Source organism: Ruegeria sp. F12 (assembly GCF_056533885.1).
In genome coordinates this window covers 197239-213845 of the sequence record NZ_JBQFOV010000005.1, presented here as the reverse complement: position 1 = coordinate 213845, position 16607 = coordinate 197239, and the positions used below count along the sequence as shown (strand labels likewise).

Here is a 16607-nt window from a genome sequence, read left to right as displayed (position 1 = left end):
GCCCTTTTTCATTTGCGCCTGAAGATCCAAGGCCTATCGGGCAAAAGAAAAAGCCCCCACCCAGATGGGCGAGGGCTTTGGAGTTCTCTCAGACCGGGATCAGCTACAGTTCAACGCAACCGCGAAGCCCGAGCTGCGCGAGGACGAACCTTTGCGGAATACGTCTCCGGCGGGTAGGCATCCGGTGAACTGTTCGGCGTTCCGGCCAAAGGCGGCACCGATTTCGTTGTCCACGCGAGTGCTGTTGTTAGCTGTACGCAGCACGCCATACGGCGTGCCATTCACATTGACCGTGCTTAGGAACAAGTTGGTACCCGAGCCATTCAGAACAACCGCGTTACTGTCTCCGCGCCCGCCATTGTCGATTGCGACGCGCGCGACTTTCTGGGCTTCGGTCTCGCCTGTCGACACCGAGACCGGCGTCAATTCCGCCAGATCAGCTGGGATGTTCCGCGACTCGGGAACAAATGCGACAGTGCCCGGCACGTCCGAGGATGTCCGGGGCTCTCCGCTAAGGCCAGCAAAGCCGACGCCCTGACGGTTATAGAGATCTTCGCAGCCCGCAAGGGCCAGAACGGTGATTGTGGATAACAAGATTTTTTTCATGACGGCCAACATTTTGGAACGGTTAGCTGAAGCGTATGGGCAAGGTGTCCCAAAAAGCAACCCGCACCTCACTCGAATGCGCAGGTGGCTGATGCGCCGCTGCAACGGACAGGTGCTGACCTCAGCGCAACTGGATGCCGATCGAACATGAAAAAAGGGCTGCGCCGTAGCGCAACCCTTTTAAACTGTCCAAGCGGATCGGCAGATTACTTGATCTTGCCTTCCTTGTACTCGACATGCTTCCGAGCGACCGGATCGTATTTACGAATGGTCATTTTTTCGGTCATGGTGCGCGCGTTCTTTTTGGTCACGTAGAAGTGGCCCGTGCCCGCGGTCGAGTTCAGACGGATCTTGATTGTCGTCGGCTTCGCCATGGTTATCTCCTGCGTCCGGAAAGGCAGGGGCCTTTCGGTTGAATTCCTATGAGCGTGCGCTTTTACCCGGTCGCGCAGCCGAGTCAACCGGAATCGGGCTGAATTGCGCAGTTTTCCAATCGAGTTTCCGACAACAAGCCTGCCCTCGTTTGGCGAGATCACGGTTCCGTGATAGTGTGCATCCAGTTTGTCAAACCAAGACGTCGGAAATCGACGCGACAGTTGAGGCACAGATCTGACGGCAACCGCTGACCGAGTAGTTCTTTTTTGTGCAAATTTGCTTGGGGGCAATCATGACAGAATGGACAATTCAGGCTGAAGAGCTGGCCAATTGCAACTGCAATTTCGGCTGCCCGTGCCAGTTCAGCGTTCTTCCCACCCATGGCAACTGTGAAGCTGTTGTCGTCTATGACATTGAGTCCGGCCATTACGGCGACACTGACCTTGCCGGGGTCCGCGCCGCTGGCGTGTACTACTGGCCCGGCCCGATTCACGAAGGCAACGGTCAGATGCAGTTGATCATCGACGAAAGCGCCAGCGACGCGCAACGTGCGGCTCTACAAGCCATCATGACCGGTCAAGACACGGACGAAATGGCGACCTTCTGGTATGTTTACAGCGCCATGGCACCGACCAAACATGAGACGCTGTATCTGCCCATCGAACTGGACTGGTCGCGTGAGGACCGCACAGGCTATGCTAAGGTCAAAGGTATTTTCGACCTGAATGTCAGCCCGATCCCCCATATCGTTTCAGGTCAACCGCACCGTGCGGCGATCCAGCTGCCCAACGGGTTCGAATACCGACACGCAGAATCAGCCTCGGGCACTACCACCACCCATGGGGGTGAGATCAGCCTGAGCTTTGATGCGACCCATGCCCATCTGGCGCATCTGAATATCTCGGGCCATGGCGTTCTGGGCGCTTAGATGAAACCCAATCCATCTGCACCTATGCCTGGGGTGGTCGAACAAGTGCTGCGTCGTGACGGCAGTATCGTGCTGTTCTGCGTTCTGATGATCGTGCTGTTTGCCTGTTGGTATACGGTTGCGGGCATCGGCATGAACATGACGGCGGTTGATATGACCGCGATGGCCGGACCGATCGGCACTCCGATGCAAATGGGCGGCGAGGTTCATTGGTCCCTAAGCTATGGCATTCTGATCTTCCTGATGTGGTGGGTCATGATGGTTGCCATGATGACACCCAGCGCGGCACCAACGGTGCTGCTGTATACGGCGATCAAACGAATGGGATCTGAGCGGGCGCGCTCAACCCGGCTGAGCCTTTTGTTTCTAAGTGGGTATCTCGTCGCATGGGCCGCCTTCAGTATGCTCGCAACCGGCAGCCAATGGGGGTTGGAGCAGATCGGCCTGTCGGACGGGCCGATGATGACGATCCGGTCCGAGGTCTTTGCAGGTACTGTTTTGCTGGCCGCTGGTCTCTATCAGCTTTCCAGCCTCAAGACGGCCTGTCTGCGCCATTGCCGCAGTCCGGCGCGGTTTCTGGCCGACCACAACCGCCCAGGCCCCTATGGCGCGTTTCGGGTCGGCGTGTTGCATGGGCTTTACTGTCTGGGGTGTTGCTGGGCGTTGATGCTGCTGCTGTTCGTGGGCGGCGTGATGAACCTCTATTGGATCGCCGGTATCGCGCTTTATGTGGGCTTGGAGAAGCTACTGCCGCAGGCGCGGTGGTTGGTTCCGGCAACCGGGGTTGCGCTGATCGTCGCCGGTATCTGGGTGATCGGGCGTGGGGTCTTGCCGCTTGCTTAAAGAGAAATATGCGCGGAGGGCCTGTAAGCCGGATCTTGTTCCGGGGTTGCCCCCTTCGATGACCATTCCTCTAGGCCTTGCATTGCTGCGCGGCTCAAGCTGCCAACCCGGTCCCTCTGGGCCAAGACAGGCTTAGCGGCGGTATCGGCGGACGCCGACCGGCCCGCGCGGGGACCCTATTTGGCATTGCTCCCGGTGGGGCTTGCCGTGCCGCCCCTGTTGCCAGCGGCGCGGTGGGCTCTTACCCCACCGTTTCACCCTTACCACACGCGTGTGGCGGTCTGATTTCTGTGGCGCTTTCCGTCGGGTTGCCCCGCCCGGGCGTTACCCGGCACCGCTGTCTTGTGGAGTCCGGACTTTCCTCTCGGGCCCTTGGGCCCCAGCAGCCATCCGGCCCTCCGCGCATGGGATGGGTTAGGCGTTGGGCCCAGCGGCGTCAAGAGTTGATCGTTAGGTAGAAGGGGCCAGCCCCTTCTTGGCCTGCGGCCAATTCAACCCCGGGATATTTTTGGCCAGATGAAGGGCGGATCATGCGCTAGCGGCAGGCGGCATCAACGGAATGAAGTCTTCGGCAGTCAGGGGTCCGGTCGCCCAGGGGCGATATCTGAGGCGGATTGTTGACAGGATAGTTTTGTCATCCGCGTCGGCGGTGTATCCGGCCGCTTGCGCGCAGGCGCGAAAGGACGCCGGCGAGGTGTCTTGCGGGGGTGCGCTGTTGCCGCGGCTGGCGGCAAGCGCCTGGCGTTCCAACCTTAGCCAGTCGAACCGAGGGCCGGGGTCGATTTTGCGGCCCGGAGCCATGTCGGAATGACCAATAATGCCGGTTTCGGGGATATTCCAGCGGGTCATGATGGCAGGTAACAGGGCCTCAAGCGAGGTCATCAGCGGATCGGAAAAGGGGTGATCGCCGCGATTATCCAATTCGATCCCAATGGAGCGCGAGTTTATGTCGCTTTGCCCCATCCACTCCCCCGCGCCCGCATGCCACGCACGGTCTGTTTCCTGCACCATGTGCCAGAGCGTTCCGTCTGCGCCGATCAGGTAGTGGGCCGAGACCTCGTATTGCGGATCGCACAGGCGGGTCAGCGCGGCTTGCGCGCTGCTCATCGCTGTATAGTGCAGGACGATCAGGCTGGGTTTCAGGCTATCCCGTCGCGGACCAAAGTTGGGCGACGGGTGCCAGATCGGGCTCAACTCAGTTTGCGACGGCACTGCGGAACGGGCTTGGGTCCCAGCTGCATGCATAGCCATCCCCATCCGGGTCCAGACCCTTGCGGTCGCGTTGCGGGCCGCCGTTGGCCAAGAACTCGATCTGCGCTTGATCCGCCGAGGGGAACTTGGCGCAGTTGCGCTGCGCTTTGGCTTGCAGGTTGAACCCCGCCCGGCTGTAGAGCTGTGTTCCGACCGGGTTGGATGTATTCAGCGCATATTGGACGATATTAGGCTGTCCGTCGGTGCCACGCTGCGGGACCGCGGTAGGGGCGACCACTTCGTAGGTCTGGCGGTTTTGCTCGATCCGGGCCGCGTCCGATTCGATCGTGCGTCGGTCGGATACAGCGGCGAAATCCTGTTCGTCAGAGATGGTGTTGTTGCTTAGGATCGCGGTTTGAACCGGGGCCGTCGTGGCCGGATCAAAGCCGCCCACTGGCTGCGCATTGGACGTGCTGGCCAAGGCTGCCGCCGTGGCCGAGGCCAAGTCGGCATTTTCACCTGTCGGGGGCAGCGCGGAGCCCGGCGCACCCAGAGCCTGTTCAGATACATCTACGGGACCGGTCAGCGGGTTGCCCGTATATCCCTGCCCCGTCAGCGCGGCCTCGCGCTGTGCTTGATAGGAGGGTGTGTTGAACCCGGCGCCCTGAATGGGGGCCACCGTATTGCAGGCGGTTACAAGCCCGAGTGCGGGGATCAGAAGCGTGATGCGCATCCTGCTGCTCCGTGTTGCGATGTCTTGCCTTGGCCCAGACCTACCACCATTTGCCCGGCTTGGCCACAAAGCCTGCCGCGTTTTCCAGCGCGTAGGCCGTATTAAGCAGATCACCCTCTTCCCAAGGGCGACCGATCAGTTGCAGACCCAGCGGCAACCCTTGCGCATCCAGTCCGGCGGGGACTGAAACACCCGGAAGACCGGCGAGATTCACGGTGACGGTGAAGACGTCGTTCAGATACATCTGGACCGGATCGGCCTCGGTCATCTCGCCAAGACCAAACGAGGCCGAAGGGGTGGCTGGGGTCAAGATCGCATCGACACCTGCGGCGAAGACGTCTTCAAAGTCTTTCTTGATCAGGGTGCGAACACGACGTGCGCGGTTGTAATAGGCGTCGTAGAAACCAGCCGACAGCACATAAGTGCCGATCATCACGCGGCGCTGTACCTCGTGGCCAAAACCCTCGGCGCGGGTTTTCTCGTACATCTCGGTGATGCCATCGCCTTGCGCCAGATGCGCGCGGCGGCCATAGCGGACACCGTCATAACGGGCGAGGTTCGAGGACGCCTCGGCCGGAGCAATCACGTAATAGGCTGGCAGCGCGTATTTCGTGTGCGGCAGCGAGATGTCAACGATCTCGGCCCCTGCAGCCTTGAGCATCTCGGCGCCATCGGCCCAAAGCTTTTCGATCTCGGCGGGCATTCCGTCCATGCGGTATTCTTTCGGAATACCGATCTTTTTACCTTTGATATCGCCGGTCAGCATCGCTTCGAAGTTGGGTACGGCCAGCTCGGCGCTGGTTGAATCCTTGGGGTCATGGCCACACATGGTTTCCAGCATGATCGCAGAATCGCGCACGTTCTTGGTCATCGGACCGGCCTGATCCAGCGAGGAGGCAAAGGCCACGATGCCCCAGCGCGAGCAGCGGCCATATGTGGGTTTGATGCCGGTGATGCCAACAAAAGCGGCAGGCTGACGGATCGAGCCGCCGGTATCGGTGCCGGTTGCCGCCAGACAAAGGTCGGCAGCCACAGCGGACGCCGAACCTCCCGACGAGCCGCCAGGTGTCAGTTGCGCGTCGTCATTGCCGCGCCGCCACGGGCTGACCGCGTTTCCGTAGACCGAGGTTTCGTTGGACGAGCCCATGGCGAATTCGTCCATGTTCAGCTTGCCCAGCATCACGGCACCGGCATCGGCCAGTTGCTGAGACACAGTGGATTCGTATTCCGGCTTGAAGCCTTCCAGAATCTTCGAGGCCGCCTGCGAGGGCACGCCCTTGGTGCAGAACAGATCCTTGATGCCGATCGGCAGACCACACATGGAAGGCGCGTCGCCTTCCTTGATGCGTGCGTCCGCGGCCTTGGCGCGCTCCAGCGCGATCTCGGGCGTTTTGTGGACGAAAGCGTTCAGCGCGTCGGCGTCATCAATGGCCTTCAGGCAGGATTCGGTCAGCTCGACCGAGGTCACATCACCCTTGCGCAGCGCGTCGCGGGCCTCGGCCAGACCCAGTTTGTTCAGATCGCTCATATCTTACTCCACCACTTTGGGGACTGCGAAAAAGCCCTCGCGCGCGTCGGGGGCGTTTGCCAGAACCTTGTCCTGCTGGTTTCCGTCGGTGACCACATCTTCGCGCCGTTTCAGGCGCATCGGCTCGACCGAGACCATGGGCTCGACGCCTTCGACATCCACTTCGTTCAGTTGCTCGATGAATCCAAGGATGGTGTTGAACTCGGACGCCAGCGCGGGCAGCGCGTCATCCTCGACCTTGATCCGGGCCAGTTTGGCCACCTTGGCGGCGGTGCTTTGGTCAATCGACATCGGAAAACCTCTTGTGCGTTAGGGGGCATTTACCCGTCTGATGCCCCGGTCGCAAGAGCGGCAGAGGCCTGTTTTCCCCTGTCCCGGCCCAGACAGCGCCCTTGCGCCATCAATTCCGCATAGCTGTCATGCATAAAAGTAAACCAATTAGTTCATTTTTGCCCTTGAAAAACTAAACTGTACTGTTCATTTCATTTACACGGAAACGCTATATCGGAGAAAGACGATGAAAACGTTCATGACCGCCCTTGTACTGGCCTCGACCGTTCTGGCCGCCCAAGCACAGGCATTCGGGCCGACCATGGACAGCCTGACTCGCGACCTAAACTTCCCCGAAACGGTCGCAGAGCCTGTCTCGCAAGACAAAACGAAGGTCGGCAAATGATATGACCCCTTCGTCCGGGTCGGGAACTCCTCCTCCCGACCCGGGTTTTTACAATCATGTGCTGCGCTTAGCGTGATGACGCGTTACGATGCTCGAAAGATGTCTCATCCGACGGAGCCCCCGATGACCACCCGCAAGCAAGCCGTTCTGGACGCAATCGACGCGGCCAATACCCAAGACCCCACCCTTGAAGACGGTCAGCCGGCCGCATTGCTTTATGGCCAGCGGATGAGCGCCGAGCTGGACCGGCTGTTCCCTGACGCATCAGACCCGTTGCAGATCGCCGCGCGTGGACAGCATGTCGAGCGGTGGAAACTGGCGCGCAGCGAATACCCCGAAGGGCGCACGGGTTATCTGACCTGGCGCAAGGCACAAGCCGAACATCATGCCGAGGTGGTGGCCGGTCTCATGGAGCTTAGCGAATATGGTGCAGACGACATCGACGCGGCCCGGCGGATGCTGCGCAAACAAGGCATCAAGCGCGATGCCGAGGTTCAAGCGCTGGAAGATGTGATCTGTTTCGTCTTCCTAAAGTGGTACTTCGCGCCTTTTGCCGAAAAACACTCTGCCGAGAAAATCCAGAGCATAGTCGAAAAGACTGCCCGCAAGATGTCGGCTGAGGGTCGCGCGCGGGTATTGGGCGAATTCGACCTGCCCGCTGACCTTGCCGACGCCTTTCGGGGTTAAACCGTGCGGGTCATGTGCCTGCGGTAGACCTCGATCATCCAGCCCAGCATGGTGGCGTTCAGGATATGCCACATGAAATGCGTGCCCAACGGCAGGTGGCCGCAAATCGGTTCATCCAGCGCGCGGAACGTGATCGAGGCGATCAGGATCACCGCCCCAATCGCTAACCCTCGGGCCGCACCAGGTGCGCGATCGCGCAGCAGATAAGCATAGATCAGAATCAGTAAAGGTACCGGTGCGTAGGCCGATGACGCGCCCAGTCCCGGCACCAGTTGAAACAGTGGCACCGTCGCGGCAGCGTAGGGAATAAAGAGCGCGGTTACGGCTCCGGCAAAAGCAGGTCGCATCTGCCAGACATCACGGTTGATGGCAAAGATATAGACCAGGATATACAGCACGATCGGCAGCACGTCAGCCATGGCGGCCCAGACCTGCGCATGAGTGTGAAACAGATAGCTACCCACGCCGATCGCCGCCAAAATCGCCACCAGCACCATTGCCAGCGCCATCCCCTGCCCACGCACCCGACGCCACATGATGAAAGCGGCAATCAGAAAGGCTGCGTTGGTCACGGCGTTTATGGGCTCGGCCCAATAGGCGGGCGACAAGCGCTCGCAATAGCTGTCAATTTCCTGAAACCAGTCCATAGAATTTTACATAGCCGATGCTAGGGTAAAGCCAACAGTCTGATTGGGAGGAATTATTCATGAATATCATTTGGCTGGGCCACGGCAGTTTCCGCATCGAAACCGGAGGACAAGTGCTGTTGATCGACCCGTGGCTGACCGGTAATCCGGTTCTGCCCGAAGACCAGCACGACGCGGCGCTGGATGGTGCGACACATATCCTTCTGACGCATACGCATTTCGACCATGTGGTTGATGTTGTCTCGCTGGCAAAGCGCCTCAAGATTCCGGTGGTCGGCCAATACGATCTGATGGGGTATTGGAGCGAAGCTGAAGAGATCGAGACCGTTGGCTTTAACAAAGGTGGCACGGTCAACCTGAACGGCGTGATGGTGTCGATGGTTCCGGCCTCACACAGCTCGACCTTTTCCACTCCCGACGGCCTGCGTACCGGTGGCAGCGAAGTTGGGTTCATGATCGCGGGCGATGGTCACATGCTCTATGTGTCGGGGGACACGGACATCATGGCCGATATGGACTGGATGGGCGATTATTACAAACCCGATATTGGGATCCTGTCAGCGGGTGGGCATTTCACTATGGATATGAAAGGCGCTGCTTATGCCGCGCAGCGGTATTTCAACTTCAAAACCGTGATTCCCTGCCACTACAAGACCTTCCCGATCCTGGAACAATCTGCCCAGACGCTGATCGAAGGACTGCCCGGTGTCGATATAATTGAACCCGAGGTGATGAAACCTATCACGCTTTAGGATCACGTCGCGTGGCAAAGAAGGTCTTCAGCAAGTCGGCGGCCTCTTGCCCCGCGATACCGTCGTAAACCTCGGGCGCGTGATGCGCCTGAGGATGCGTGAACACACGCGCCCCATGCGCCACCCCGCCCGATTTCGGATCGGCCGCGCCATAGTAAATGCGCCGGATACGCGCCGCAGACAAAGCGGCAGCGCACATCGCGCAAGGCTCCAGCGTCACATAGAGGTCATGATCGGGTAGCCTCTCGGACCCCACCTCAGCACAAGCCGCACGCAGAGCCAGAATCTCAGCATGCGCCGTTGGGTCGTTTAGTTCGCGCGTGCGGTTGCCCGCCGCAGCCACCACTTGGTCGCCCTGCACGATGACAGCGCCCACCGGAACCTCTCCACGATCGGCAGCTGCGCGGGCCTGTTCCAGCGCGATGTTCATAAAGGACTTGAAAGTCATGCCTCTGACTGCATCAGAAACCTGTCTTTCGCAAGCCGGCGGGATGCGCTATGGGCTGCGGATGACCAAAACCCCTCCTCCCGGCGACCGGATCGCCAAAGTGCTTGCCCGCGCGGGCGTCGCCTCGCGCCGTGAAGCTGAACGCATGATCGAAGCCGGTCGTGTGACCGTGAATGGCAAGGCCATCACCAGCCCCGCCTTGAATGTCACCAGCAAGGACCGGATCACTGTGGATGGCAAGCCGGTGTCCGAACCGGAACCCTCGCGCCTGTGGCTGTATCACAAGCCCTCCGGATTGGTGACAACAACGCGCGATGAAAAGGGTCGCGCGACGATCTTCGACAACCTGCCCGAGGACATGCCCCGCGTCATGAGTGTCGGGCGGCTGGACTTGAATTCCGAAGGCTTGCTGCTGCTGACCAATGATGGCGGCATCAAGCGCAAGCTGGAACTGCCTTCAACTGGCTGGCTGCGCAAATACCGCGTGCGGGTGAACGGTCGCCCCAAGGACGAAGATTTTGCCCCTTTGCGCAAGGGCTTGGTGATCGACGGTGAGCGCTTCCTGCCCATGGATGTCTCGCTGGACCGCCAGCAGGGCGCCAATGCTTGGCTCACCATCGGGCTGCGCGAAGGCAAGAACCGCGAAATCCGCCGCGCGATGGAAGATATCGGCTATGCCGTGAACCGCTTGCTGCGTGTGTCTTACGGCCCGTTTCAGCTGGGTAATCTAAAGCCGGGCGAGGTCGAGGAAATTCGCCGCCGGGTCATGCGTGACCAGCTTGGACTGGACCCCGCACCCGAAGCCCCAGTCAAACGCCCGACCAGACCTCAGCGAAACAGGCCTCCGGTCGGCAAGAAATCACGCAAGTGACGCGGGTTAGGCAACCTTCCCCCTAGCGCCAAGGCCCCTCATGCCCTAAATTTTCCGTGAGCATTGTCATTGGGGGCTCTCATGTCCGGCACCGGAGTACAGAAACTGGCCTATGCCGCCCTTTTGGCGCTGTTATTTGGTGTTTGCACCGGCCTTCTAGGGGGGCTGTAGACCATGGCCAAAAGATTTGGCGGAAAATACAGCCCGTCAGGTGACGCATCCACGTCCGAGAGCGGGTCGCGCGGGCAGTTCGACGGCGCACGGGTCGAACCTGCCGGTGCGCGCGCCAATCTGTTGTTTCTACCCGCCATCCCATTGGTGTTTTTGTCCCTGAACGATGGTGCCATCGGCATGACCGTCGGGTTGATCGCCGCCGCAACCCTGACCGGAGCTGCCTTCTTACTGCGCGAAGGGCTGCGGGCCGAGGCCGCCTATAACGCGCGCCGCACAGCGCGGCGTCCGGCGATTCCGCGAAAGATCTTTGCCAGCGTCCTGACTGGGCTTGGCACAGCGCTGGCCGCCTACCGCTCGGAACTGGTGGATGCAGCGGCTCAGGCGAGCTTGCTCGCCCCCGTTCTTTTCGGAGCAGCCGCGACAGCACTGCACGCGGTGTCCTTTGGACTTGACCCGCTGAAAGACAAGGGGATGGAGGGGGTCGATACCTTCCAGCAAGATCGCGTGGCGCGGGTTGTGGAAGATGCTGAAAAGCACCTGACCGAGATGACCGACGCCATCAAGCGCGCAGGCGACCGCCGGATCGAGGCGCGGGTCGAGCAGTTTCAGGACACCGCCCGCGATCTGTTTCGTACGGTCGAGGATGACCCGCGTGACCTGTCGGGCGCGCGTAAATATCTGACCGTCTATTTGCAAGGCGCACGGGATGCGACCGTCAAATTTGCCGATGTCTATGCCCGCACGCGGGATGCGCAGGCGCTGGCCGATTTCACGGCCCTGCTGGACGATCTGGAGCAGAATTTCGCGGCCCGAACCCGCAAGATGCTTTTGGATGACCGCAGCGATCTGACGGTTGAAATTGACGTGCTGCGCGAACGGTTGCAGCGCGAAGGCGTCCGGTTGAAATGATCAGCCGGATTTTTTGAGAAAGGATTTCCCATGTCCGACGACATTAAGAACAAGGCGGTTGAAGCCGAAACACTGGTACAAGAGGTCACCGCTGTGACCCTGCCCGAACCCCAGTCCGAAGTTGTCCCGCTGGAAGAAGCGGACGATCCGGTCAAGGCCGAAATCCGCACCCGCATGGATGAGATCGATATGGACAACACGAACTCGATCGTGTCCTTCGGATCGTCGGCGCAGGCGGAATTGCAAGAGATCAGCCAGGCGATGCTGGCCGACGTGCGCAACAAGGATGTGGGCCCCGCTGGTGACAGTTTGCGCAACATCGTTACCACGATCCGAGGTTTTTCCGTCAGCGAGTTGGACGTGCGCCGCGAACGCAGCTGGTGGGAAAAGCTGATGGGCAAGGCAGCGCCTTTCGCCAAGTTCACCGCCCAGTATGAAGAGGTTCAGGGTCAGATCGACCGGATCACCGATGACCTTTTGGCGCACGAACATACGCTGCTGAAAGACATCAAATCCCTCGATCTGCTCTATGAAAAGACACTGGGCTTTTACGACGAGCTGGCGCTTTACATTGCGGCAGGCGAGGAAAAGCTGACCGAACTGGACAGCCATGACATCCCCGAAAAAGAGGCGGCCGTTCAGGACGCGCCGGAAGACGAACAGGTCATGCGCGCGCAAGAACTGCGCGACCTGCGCGCTGCACGGGATGATCTGGAACGTCGCGTGCATGACCTGAAACTGACCCGGCAGGTAACGATGCAGTCCCTGCCTTCGATCCGGTTGGTGCAAGAAAACGACAAGTCCTTGGTGACCAAGATCAATTCGACCTTGGTGAACACTGTACCGCTGTGGGAAACGCAGTTGGCGCAAGCGGTCACGATCCAGCGCAGCGCCGAGGCGGCCTCGGCCGTGCGTGAGGCCAACGACCTGACCAATGAATTGCTTACTTCGAACGCCGCCAATCTGCGCCAGTCGAACAAGATGATCCGCGAAGAGATGGAACGCGGCGTGTTCGACATCGAAGCTGTGAAACAGGCCAATGCCGATCTCATCGGCACCATCAACGAAAGCCTCGCCATCGCGGATGAGGGCAAGGCGAAACGCGCTGCCGCCGAGCAGGAATTGCAGAAGATGGAGACCGAGTTGCGCGACACGCTGGCCGCCGCTAAGGCCCGCAAGGATGGGATCGGCGACAATGCCGGTACCGCCGTACCGGGCTGATTCGCGTGACCCTACGCGCCCTGGTCAAACCTGCTCTTAGGCTGGCTGCGTTGCTGGCCCTGGCCAATTGTGACGAGGCCCTAACCACGTCTGTGGCACCGCAAGCCCCTGCGGCACCGGCGCTCCCTGCGGCCAATGCCTATGTGCCGCCCTCAGCGGCCAGTCAGGATCTGGCCCGGTTCTATCTGCGGGTCGAGGGCGATCTGCTGACCCGAGGGATGCTGCGCATTGACGGCGGCGGGCCCGATACGCCCTATGACGCGGACGATCTGGCGCGCAATTTCGAGGCTATTGCCTTTTACAGCGAATATCCCGACCACACGGTGACGATCCGCAGCCCGCAAACGGACGGGCGTCTCAGCCGTTGGGCAGGCCCGGTGCGCATACAGTCTGAATTTGCCCCTTCGGTGGCCCCAGACACACGCGTGGCCGATGCGGCACTGGTCGATGCCTTTGCCACACGGCTGGCGCGGGTGACGGGTCATCCAATTTCGGTCGTGACGCGCAAACCTAACTTTCATGTCTTCTTTGCGGGTAAGGATGACAGTGCCTATGTGGTCAAACGCCTGAAAGAGCTGGTGCCGGGGATCAGCGCGCCGCTGCTGGATCTGGTGGCCAATCCGCGTTCGAATATCGACTGTCTGGTTTTTGCCTCGCAAACCCCGAGTGCGCCTTTCAAATTCGTGCGCGCGGTCACGCTGATCCGGGCCGAACTGCCGGATCTGACCCGGCTTAGCTGCATTCATGAAGAGATCGCGCAAGGTTTGGGTCTGTCTAATGACAGCCCGGCGGCGCGACCGTCGATTTTCAACGACGACGACGAATTCGCGCTGTTGACCAGCCATGACGAGAAACTTTTGACCATGCTTTACGATCCGCGCCTGAAACCCGGCGTGTCCGCCGAAGACGCGCGCCCCGTGGTGCGGATCATTGCGCGTGAATTGATGGGCCAGCCGCTTTAGGCCCAAGAAAAGGAGACCCCAATGGGCATTTTCGATTTTCTGACCGGAGAATTCATTGACGTCATTCACTGGGTCGACGACACCCGCGACACCATGGTCTGGCGGTTCGAGCGTGAAGGCCACGAGATCAAATACGGTGCCAAACTGACCGTCCGCGAAGGTCAGGCCGCCGTGTTCGTGCATGAGGGGCAGTTGGCAGATGTGTTCACCCCGGGTCTTTATATGCTTGAGACCAACAACATGCCGATCCTGACGACCTTGCAGCATTGGGATCACGGCTTTCAATCTCCGTTCAAGTCCGAGGTCTATTTCGTCAACACGACCCGGTTCAACGACCTGAAATGGGGCACCAAGAACCCGATCATGCTGCGCGATCCCGAGTTCGGACCCACGCGCATTCGGGCTTTCGGTACCTATACGGTTCGGATCAAGGACCCCGCAAAGTTCATGGTCGAGATTGTGGGCACAGATGGCGAATTCACTATGGATGAGATCAGCTATCAGATCCGCAATATCATCGTGCAGGAATTCAGCCGCGTGATTGCGGGCTCGGGCATTCCGGTTCTGGACATGGCCGCTAACACAGCCGATCTGGGCAAACTGATCGCCGCCGAAGTCTCACCCGTGCTAGATGGCTATGGGCTGGAGATGCCCGAGTTCTATATCGAGAACATCTCACTACCGCCCGCGGTTGAAGCAGCGTTGGATAAGCGCACCTCGATGGGTTTGGCGGGCGATTTGGGCAAGTTCACTCAGTATTCCGCAGCCGAAGCCATGACGGCAGCTGCCAACAACCCTGGTCAGGGCGGCGGTATGGGCGCGGGTCTTGGCATGGGTATGGGAATGGCCATGGCGCAGCAGATGTCGAACATGGCAGCGGGTCAGCCGGGCGGCCCGTGGGGCAGTTCCGCCCCCGCTGCCCCGCAACCCTCGGCGCATGTGGCACCCCCGCCCCCGCCTCCGGTCGAGCATGTGTGGCATATCGCGGTGGATGGGCAGACCAGCGGGCCGTTTTCCAAGGCCAAGATGGGTCGCATGGCCGTTGACGGAGAGCTAACGCGCGACACCCATGTCTGGACTGCCGGTCAGGACGGCTGGAAGAAGGCGGGGGATGTGCAGGAGCTGGCGCAGCTGTTCACGATCCTGCCGCCCCCACCGCCGGGGGCGTGAGTTTTTCGTAGGACTATAAAATGGCAGAAGAACACCGCTTTCCCTGTGACCAATGCGGCGCGGACTACCGGTTCAATCCTGGCGACGGATCCCTGACCTGCGACCATTGCGGCCATTCCGAGGCCATCGGCGCAGGTCCCTGGGGTGGAGCCAGCCTGAAAGAACTGGATTTCGACGCCGCCATCGCCGACCGTTTGCCTGACAGCGAGATCGAGGAAACCCGCGTTCTGTCCTGCCCGAACTGCGCCGCTCAGGTCGAGTTTGATCCCGACACCCACGCGGCGGAATGCCCGTTCTGTGCGACGCCGGTAGTGATGGATACCGGCGTGAACCGGCATATCAAGCCGCGCGGCGTTCTGCCCTTTGCGTTGGAGGAACGCGCCGCCCACGCCGCCATGACCGAATGGTTGGGTCGGCTGTGGTTTGCGCCCAACGGGTTGAAGGACTACGCGCGCAAGGGGCGTAAGATGCAGGGAATTTATGTGCCCTACTGGACCTTTGACGCGGACACTAAATCCTCTTATCGCGGCGAGCGGGGCACGGTTTACTATGAAACCCGAACGGTCATGCGCGACGGCAAGCGCGTGCAGCAGCGGGTGGCCAAGGTGCGGTGGTCGCCGAAATCCGGCCGTGTCGCGCGGTTCTTTGACGATGTGCTGGTTTTGGCGTCTCAATCCTTGCCCAAATCATATACCGACGCCCTGGAACCATGGGATCTGCCCGCGCTTGAACCTTACCAGCCTGAGTATCTGGCTGGTTTTCGAGCAGAGGCCTACACGGTCGAGCTGCGCGAAGGATATGGGCAGGCCCGCGCGCACATGGCCCGCGAGATCGAGCGTGACGTGCGGTTTGATATCGGCGGCGACCGTCAGCGCATCCATGCGGTCGACACCGATGTGCGCGAAGTCACCTTCAAACATATCCTGCTGCCGGTCTGGATGGCCGCGTATAAGTTCCGGGGCAAGACCTACCGGTTTGTCGTGAACGGCCGCACTGGGCGCGTTCAAGGCGAACGCCCCTGGTCTGCGATCAAGGTCACGATTGCTGTTACACTGGGCCTGCTGGTTGCGGCCGGGGTCGGTTATCTGGTGGCAACGGGCCAGCAATAGCAAACAACCGGGTCGGTGTTTTAATCGCTTGAACATCCCAAGCGCAGGCGTCATCTTGCGCGTCGTCAACACCGAAGGGGAGGTCAGTGTGACGCTATCCGATCTGAACAGATTGCTGGACCAGCGCCATTCCTGCCGTGCGTTTCGCTCCGATCCCGTTCCGAAAGAGCAGATCGAACAGATCCTGACCAGCGCAGCCCGCGTGCCCAGCTGGTGCAATGCGCAACCCTGGCAGGTCACTGTCACCAGCGGGGCTGAAACCGACGCCTTCCGCAAGGCGTTGCAAGACGAGGTTCAAACTGCCTCACACAAACCCGACCTGCCGTTCCCGACCTCTTATTCCGGCGTCTATCGGGACCGCCGACGCGAATGTGGCTGGGCGCTGTACGAGGCAGTCGGGGTACAGCGCGGCGACCGCGCCGCATCTGCCGAACAGATGATGCAGAATTTCGCGCTGTTTGGTGCGCCGCATTGCGCGATCATTTCAAGCCCGCTCGAGCTTGGATCCTACGGCGCGCTGGATTGTGGCGGGTTCGTTACCGCATTCACCCTTGCGGCGCAGGCCTTGGGGGTGGCGACCATTCCACAGGCGGCACTGGCCAGCTATAGCCCGTTCCTGCACCGTTATTTCGATATTGCCGACGACCGCTTGATCCTGTGTGCAATCTCGTTTGGCTATGCCGACACCGATCACCCTGCAAATTGCTTCCGAACCACCCGCGCCGCCCCCGAGGCATTTGTGAACTGGGTCGGGTAATCGCGATACTAATACCTACG

20 protein-coding genes and 1 other RNA gene are annotated in these 16607 nt (G+C 60.2%); 12 read left to right on the top strand and 9 right to left on the bottom strand.

Annotated features, from left to right (window positions below; translation table 11 throughout):
* Positions 1-99: 99 nt before the first annotated feature.
* Positions 100-606, bottom strand: coding sequence for a hypothetical protein (locus tag ACR0CA_RS09450; protein ID WP_170769120.1), 507 nt, complete (start codon positions 604-606; stop codon positions 100-102).
* Between the two features lie 206 nt (positions 607-812).
* Entirely contained in the window at positions 813-980 is a 168-nt protein-coding gene (rpmG, locus tag ACR0CA_RS09445; RefSeq protein ID WP_010441901.1) for a 50S ribosomal protein L33, read from the bottom strand.
* A gap of 293 nt (positions 981-1273) precedes the next feature.
* On the opposite strand from rpmG, the gene ACR0CA_RS09440 reads away from it, so the two are divergent.
* Positions 1274-1909, top strand: coding sequence for a DUF1326 domain-containing protein (locus ACR0CA_RS09440; protein WP_480549322.1), 636 nt, complete (start codon positions 1274-1276; stop codon positions 1907-1909).
* Positions 1910-2752, top strand: a complete 843-nt coding sequence (locus ACR0CA_RS09435) for a DUF2182 domain-containing protein (protein WP_480898555.1) — start codon at positions 1910-1912, stop codon at positions 2750-2752. It begins immediately after the preceding gene.
* A gap of 8 nt (positions 2753-2760) precedes the next feature.
* Here the strand turns inward: ACR0CA_RS09435 and rnpB are convergent.
* The 5 genes from rnpB to gatC all read right to left on the bottom strand — a co-directional run bounded on the left by rnpB (position 2761) and on the right by gatC (position 6495).
* An RNA gene (gene rnpB, locus ACR0CA_RS09430) (RNase P RNA component class A) lies at positions 2761-3154 on the bottom strand.
* A gap of 126 nt (positions 3155-3280) precedes the next feature.
* Positions 3281-3997 (bottom strand): N-acetylmuramoyl-L-alanine amidase, encoded by a 717-nt coding sequence (locus tag ACR0CA_RS09425; protein ID WP_480898552.1) that lies wholly within the window; start codon positions 3995-3997, stop codon positions 3281-3283.
* Positions 3948-4676 (bottom strand): hypothetical protein, encoded by a 729-nt coding sequence (locus ACR0CA_RS09420; RefSeq protein WP_480898550.1) that lies wholly within the window; start codon positions 4674-4676, stop codon positions 3948-3950. The genes ACR0CA_RS09425 and ACR0CA_RS09420 overlap by 50 nt, the downstream gene beginning before the upstream one ends.
* 40 nt (positions 4677-4716) lie before the next feature.
* Complete coding sequence (gene gatA, locus ACR0CA_RS09415) at positions 4717-6204, bottom strand: Asp-tRNA(Asn)/Glu-tRNA(Gln) amidotransferase subunit GatA (protein ID WP_480898547.1); 1488 nt, start codon at positions 6202-6204, stop codon at positions 4717-4719.
* Positions 6205-6207: 3 nt separating this feature from the next.
* Positions 6208-6495, bottom strand: coding sequence for an Asp-tRNA(Asn)/Glu-tRNA(Gln) amidotransferase subunit GatC (gene gatC / locus ACR0CA_RS09410; RefSeq protein WP_170325838.1), 288 nt, complete (start codon positions 6493-6495; stop codon positions 6208-6210).
* Positions 6496-6721: 226 nt separating this feature from the next.
* Here gatC and ACR0CA_RS09405 point away from each other — a divergent pair, with 226 nt between their 5' ends.
* Both ACR0CA_RS09405 and ACR0CA_RS09400 read left to right on the top strand, forming a co-directional pair.
* Positions 6722-6880 carry a hypothetical protein gene (locus ACR0CA_RS09405; protein ID WP_170769114.1) on the top strand — a complete coding sequence of 53 codons (159 nt, stop codon included), beginning with the start codon at positions 6722-6724 and terminating at the stop codon, positions 6878-6880.
* A 123-nt stretch (positions 6881-7003) separates the two neighbouring features.
* The gene (locus ACR0CA_RS09400; RefSeq protein ID WP_170769113.1) at positions 7004-7567 is read left to right on the top strand and encodes a DUF4202 domain-containing protein; all 564 of its coding nucleotides are present in this window, start codon (positions 7004-7006) and stop codon (positions 7565-7567) included.
* Here the strand turns inward: ACR0CA_RS09400 and ACR0CA_RS09395 are convergent.
* On the bottom strand, positions 7564-8214 hold the full coding sequence (locus ACR0CA_RS09395; RefSeq protein WP_480898544.1) for a ceramidase domain-containing protein: 651 nt from the start codon (positions 8212-8214) through the stop codon (positions 7564-7566). The two genes, ACR0CA_RS09400 and ACR0CA_RS09395, sit on opposite strands and share 4 nt — an antisense overlap.
* Positions 8215-8273: 59 nt before the next feature.
* Here ACR0CA_RS09395 and ACR0CA_RS09390 point away from each other — a divergent pair, with 59 nt between their 5' ends.
* Positions 8274-8966 carry a metal-dependent hydrolase gene (locus ACR0CA_RS09390; RefSeq protein WP_480898542.1) on the top strand — a complete coding sequence of 231 codons (693 nt, stop codon included), beginning with the start codon at positions 8274-8276 and terminating at the stop codon, positions 8964-8966.
* Here ACR0CA_RS09390 and ACR0CA_RS09385 read toward each other — a convergent pair.
* A complete protein-coding gene (locus tag ACR0CA_RS09385) occupies positions 8956-9414 on the bottom strand; it encodes a nucleoside deaminase (protein ID WP_480503236.1) in 459 nt (152 codons plus the stop codon). The genes ACR0CA_RS09390 and ACR0CA_RS09385 overlap by 11 nt on opposite strands.
* On the opposite strand from ACR0CA_RS09385, the gene ACR0CA_RS09380 reads away from it, so the two are divergent.
* The 7 genes from ACR0CA_RS09380 to ACR0CA_RS09350 all read left to right on the top strand — a co-directional run bounded on the left by ACR0CA_RS09380 (position 9413) and on the right by ACR0CA_RS09350 (position 16587).
* Positions 9413-10285, top strand: coding sequence for a pseudouridine synthase (locus tag ACR0CA_RS09380; RefSeq protein WP_170783955.1), 873 nt, complete (start codon positions 9413-9415; stop codon positions 10283-10285). The two genes, ACR0CA_RS09385 and ACR0CA_RS09380, sit on opposite strands and share 2 nt — an antisense overlap.
* Positions 10286-10459: 174 nt before the next feature.
* Positions 10460-11368, top strand: coding sequence for a 5-bromo-4-chloroindolyl phosphate hydrolysis family protein (locus ACR0CA_RS09375; protein WP_480503237.1), 909 nt, complete (start codon positions 10460-10462; stop codon positions 11366-11368).
* A gap of 30 nt (positions 11369-11398) precedes the next feature.
* Complete coding sequence (locus ACR0CA_RS09370; protein ID WP_170788235.1) at positions 11399-12589, top strand: toxic anion resistance protein; 1191 nt, start codon at positions 11399-11401, stop codon at positions 12587-12589.
* The gene (locus ACR0CA_RS09365; RefSeq protein ID WP_480898770.1) at positions 12589-13551 is read left to right on the top strand and encodes a DUF2927 domain-containing protein; all 963 of its coding nucleotides are present in this window, start codon (positions 12589-12591) and stop codon (positions 13549-13551) included. The genes ACR0CA_RS09370 and ACR0CA_RS09365 overlap by 1 nt, the downstream gene beginning before the upstream one ends.
* Positions 13552-13572: 21 nt before the next feature.
* Positions 13573-14721, top strand: a complete 1149-nt coding sequence (locus tag ACR0CA_RS09360; RefSeq protein WP_480898539.1) for an SPFH domain-containing protein — start codon at positions 13573-13575, stop codon at positions 14719-14721.
* Positions 14722-14741: 20 nt separating this feature from the next.
* A complete protein-coding gene (locus ACR0CA_RS09355) occupies positions 14742-15830 on the top strand; it encodes a TFIIB-type zinc finger domain-containing protein (RefSeq protein WP_480898537.1) in 1089 nt (362 codons plus the stop codon).
* A gap of 88 nt (positions 15831-15918) precedes the next feature.
* A complete protein-coding gene (locus ACR0CA_RS09350) occupies positions 15919-16587 on the top strand; it encodes a nitroreductase (RefSeq protein WP_480898536.1) in 669 nt (222 codons plus the stop codon).
* Positions 16588-16607: the final 20 nt, after the last annotated feature.

Coding starts and splice junctions, on each gene's coding strand:
- ACR0CA_RS09450 (WP_170769120.1), bottom strand. CDS start 606: ATGAAAAAAATCTTGTTATCCACAATCACCGTTCTGGCCCTTGCGGGC.
- rpmG (WP_010441901.1), bottom strand. CDS start 980: ATGGCGAAGCCGACGACAATCAAGATCCGTCTGAACTCGACCGCGGGC.
- ACR0CA_RS09440 (WP_480549322.1), top strand. CDS start 1,274: ATGACAGAATGGACAATTCAGGCTGAAGAGCTGGCCAATTGCAACTGC.
- ACR0CA_RS09435 (WP_480898555.1), top strand. CDS start 1,910: ATGAAACCCAATCCATCTGCACCTATGCCTGGGGTGGTCGAACAAGTG.
- ACR0CA_RS09425 (WP_480898552.1), bottom strand. CDS start 3,997: ATGCATGCAGCTGGGACCCAAGCCCGTTCCGCAGTGCCGTCGCAAACT.
- ACR0CA_RS09420 (WP_480898550.1), bottom strand. CDS start 4,676: ATGCGCATCACGCTTCTGATCCCCGCACTCGGGCTTGTAACCGCCTGC.
- gatA (WP_480898547.1), bottom strand. CDS start 6,204: ATGAGCGATCTGAACAAACTGGGTCTGGCCGAGGCCCGCGACGCGCTG.
- gatC (WP_170325838.1), bottom strand. CDS start 6,495: ATGTCGATTGACCAAAGCACCGCCGCCAAGGTGGCCAAACTGGCCCGG.
- ACR0CA_RS09405 (WP_170769114.1), top strand. CDS start 6,722: ATGAAAACGTTCATGACCGCCCTTGTACTGGCCTCGACCGTTCTGGCC.
- ACR0CA_RS09400 (WP_170769113.1), top strand. CDS start 7,004: ATGACCACCCGCAAGCAAGCCGTTCTGGACGCAATCGACGCGGCCAAT.
- ACR0CA_RS09395 (WP_480898544.1), bottom strand. CDS start 8,214: ATGGACTGGTTTCAGGAAATTGACAGCTATTGCGAGCGCTTGTCGCCC.
- ACR0CA_RS09390 (WP_480898542.1), top strand. CDS start 8,274: ATGAATATCATTTGGCTGGGCCACGGCAGTTTCCGCATCGAAACCGGA.
- ACR0CA_RS09380 (WP_170783955.1), top strand. CDS start 9,413: ATGCCTCTGACTGCATCAGAAACCTGTCTTTCGCAAGCCGGCGGGATG.
- ACR0CA_RS09385 (WP_480503236.1), bottom strand. CDS start 9,414: ATGACTTTCAAGTCCTTTATGAACATCGCGCTGGAACAGGCCCGCGCA.
- ACR0CA_RS09375 (WP_480503237.1), top strand. CDS start 10,460: ATGGCCAAAAGATTTGGCGGAAAATACAGCCCGTCAGGTGACGCATCC.
- ACR0CA_RS09370 (WP_170788235.1), top strand. CDS start 11,399: ATGTCCGACGACATTAAGAACAAGGCGGTTGAAGCCGAAACACTGGTA.
- ACR0CA_RS09360 (WP_480898539.1), top strand. CDS start 13,573: ATGGGCATTTTCGATTTTCTGACCGGAGAATTCATTGACGTCATTCAC.
- ACR0CA_RS09355 (WP_480898537.1), top strand. CDS start 14,742: ATGGCAGAAGAACACCGCTTTCCCTGTGACCAATGCGGCGCGGACTAC.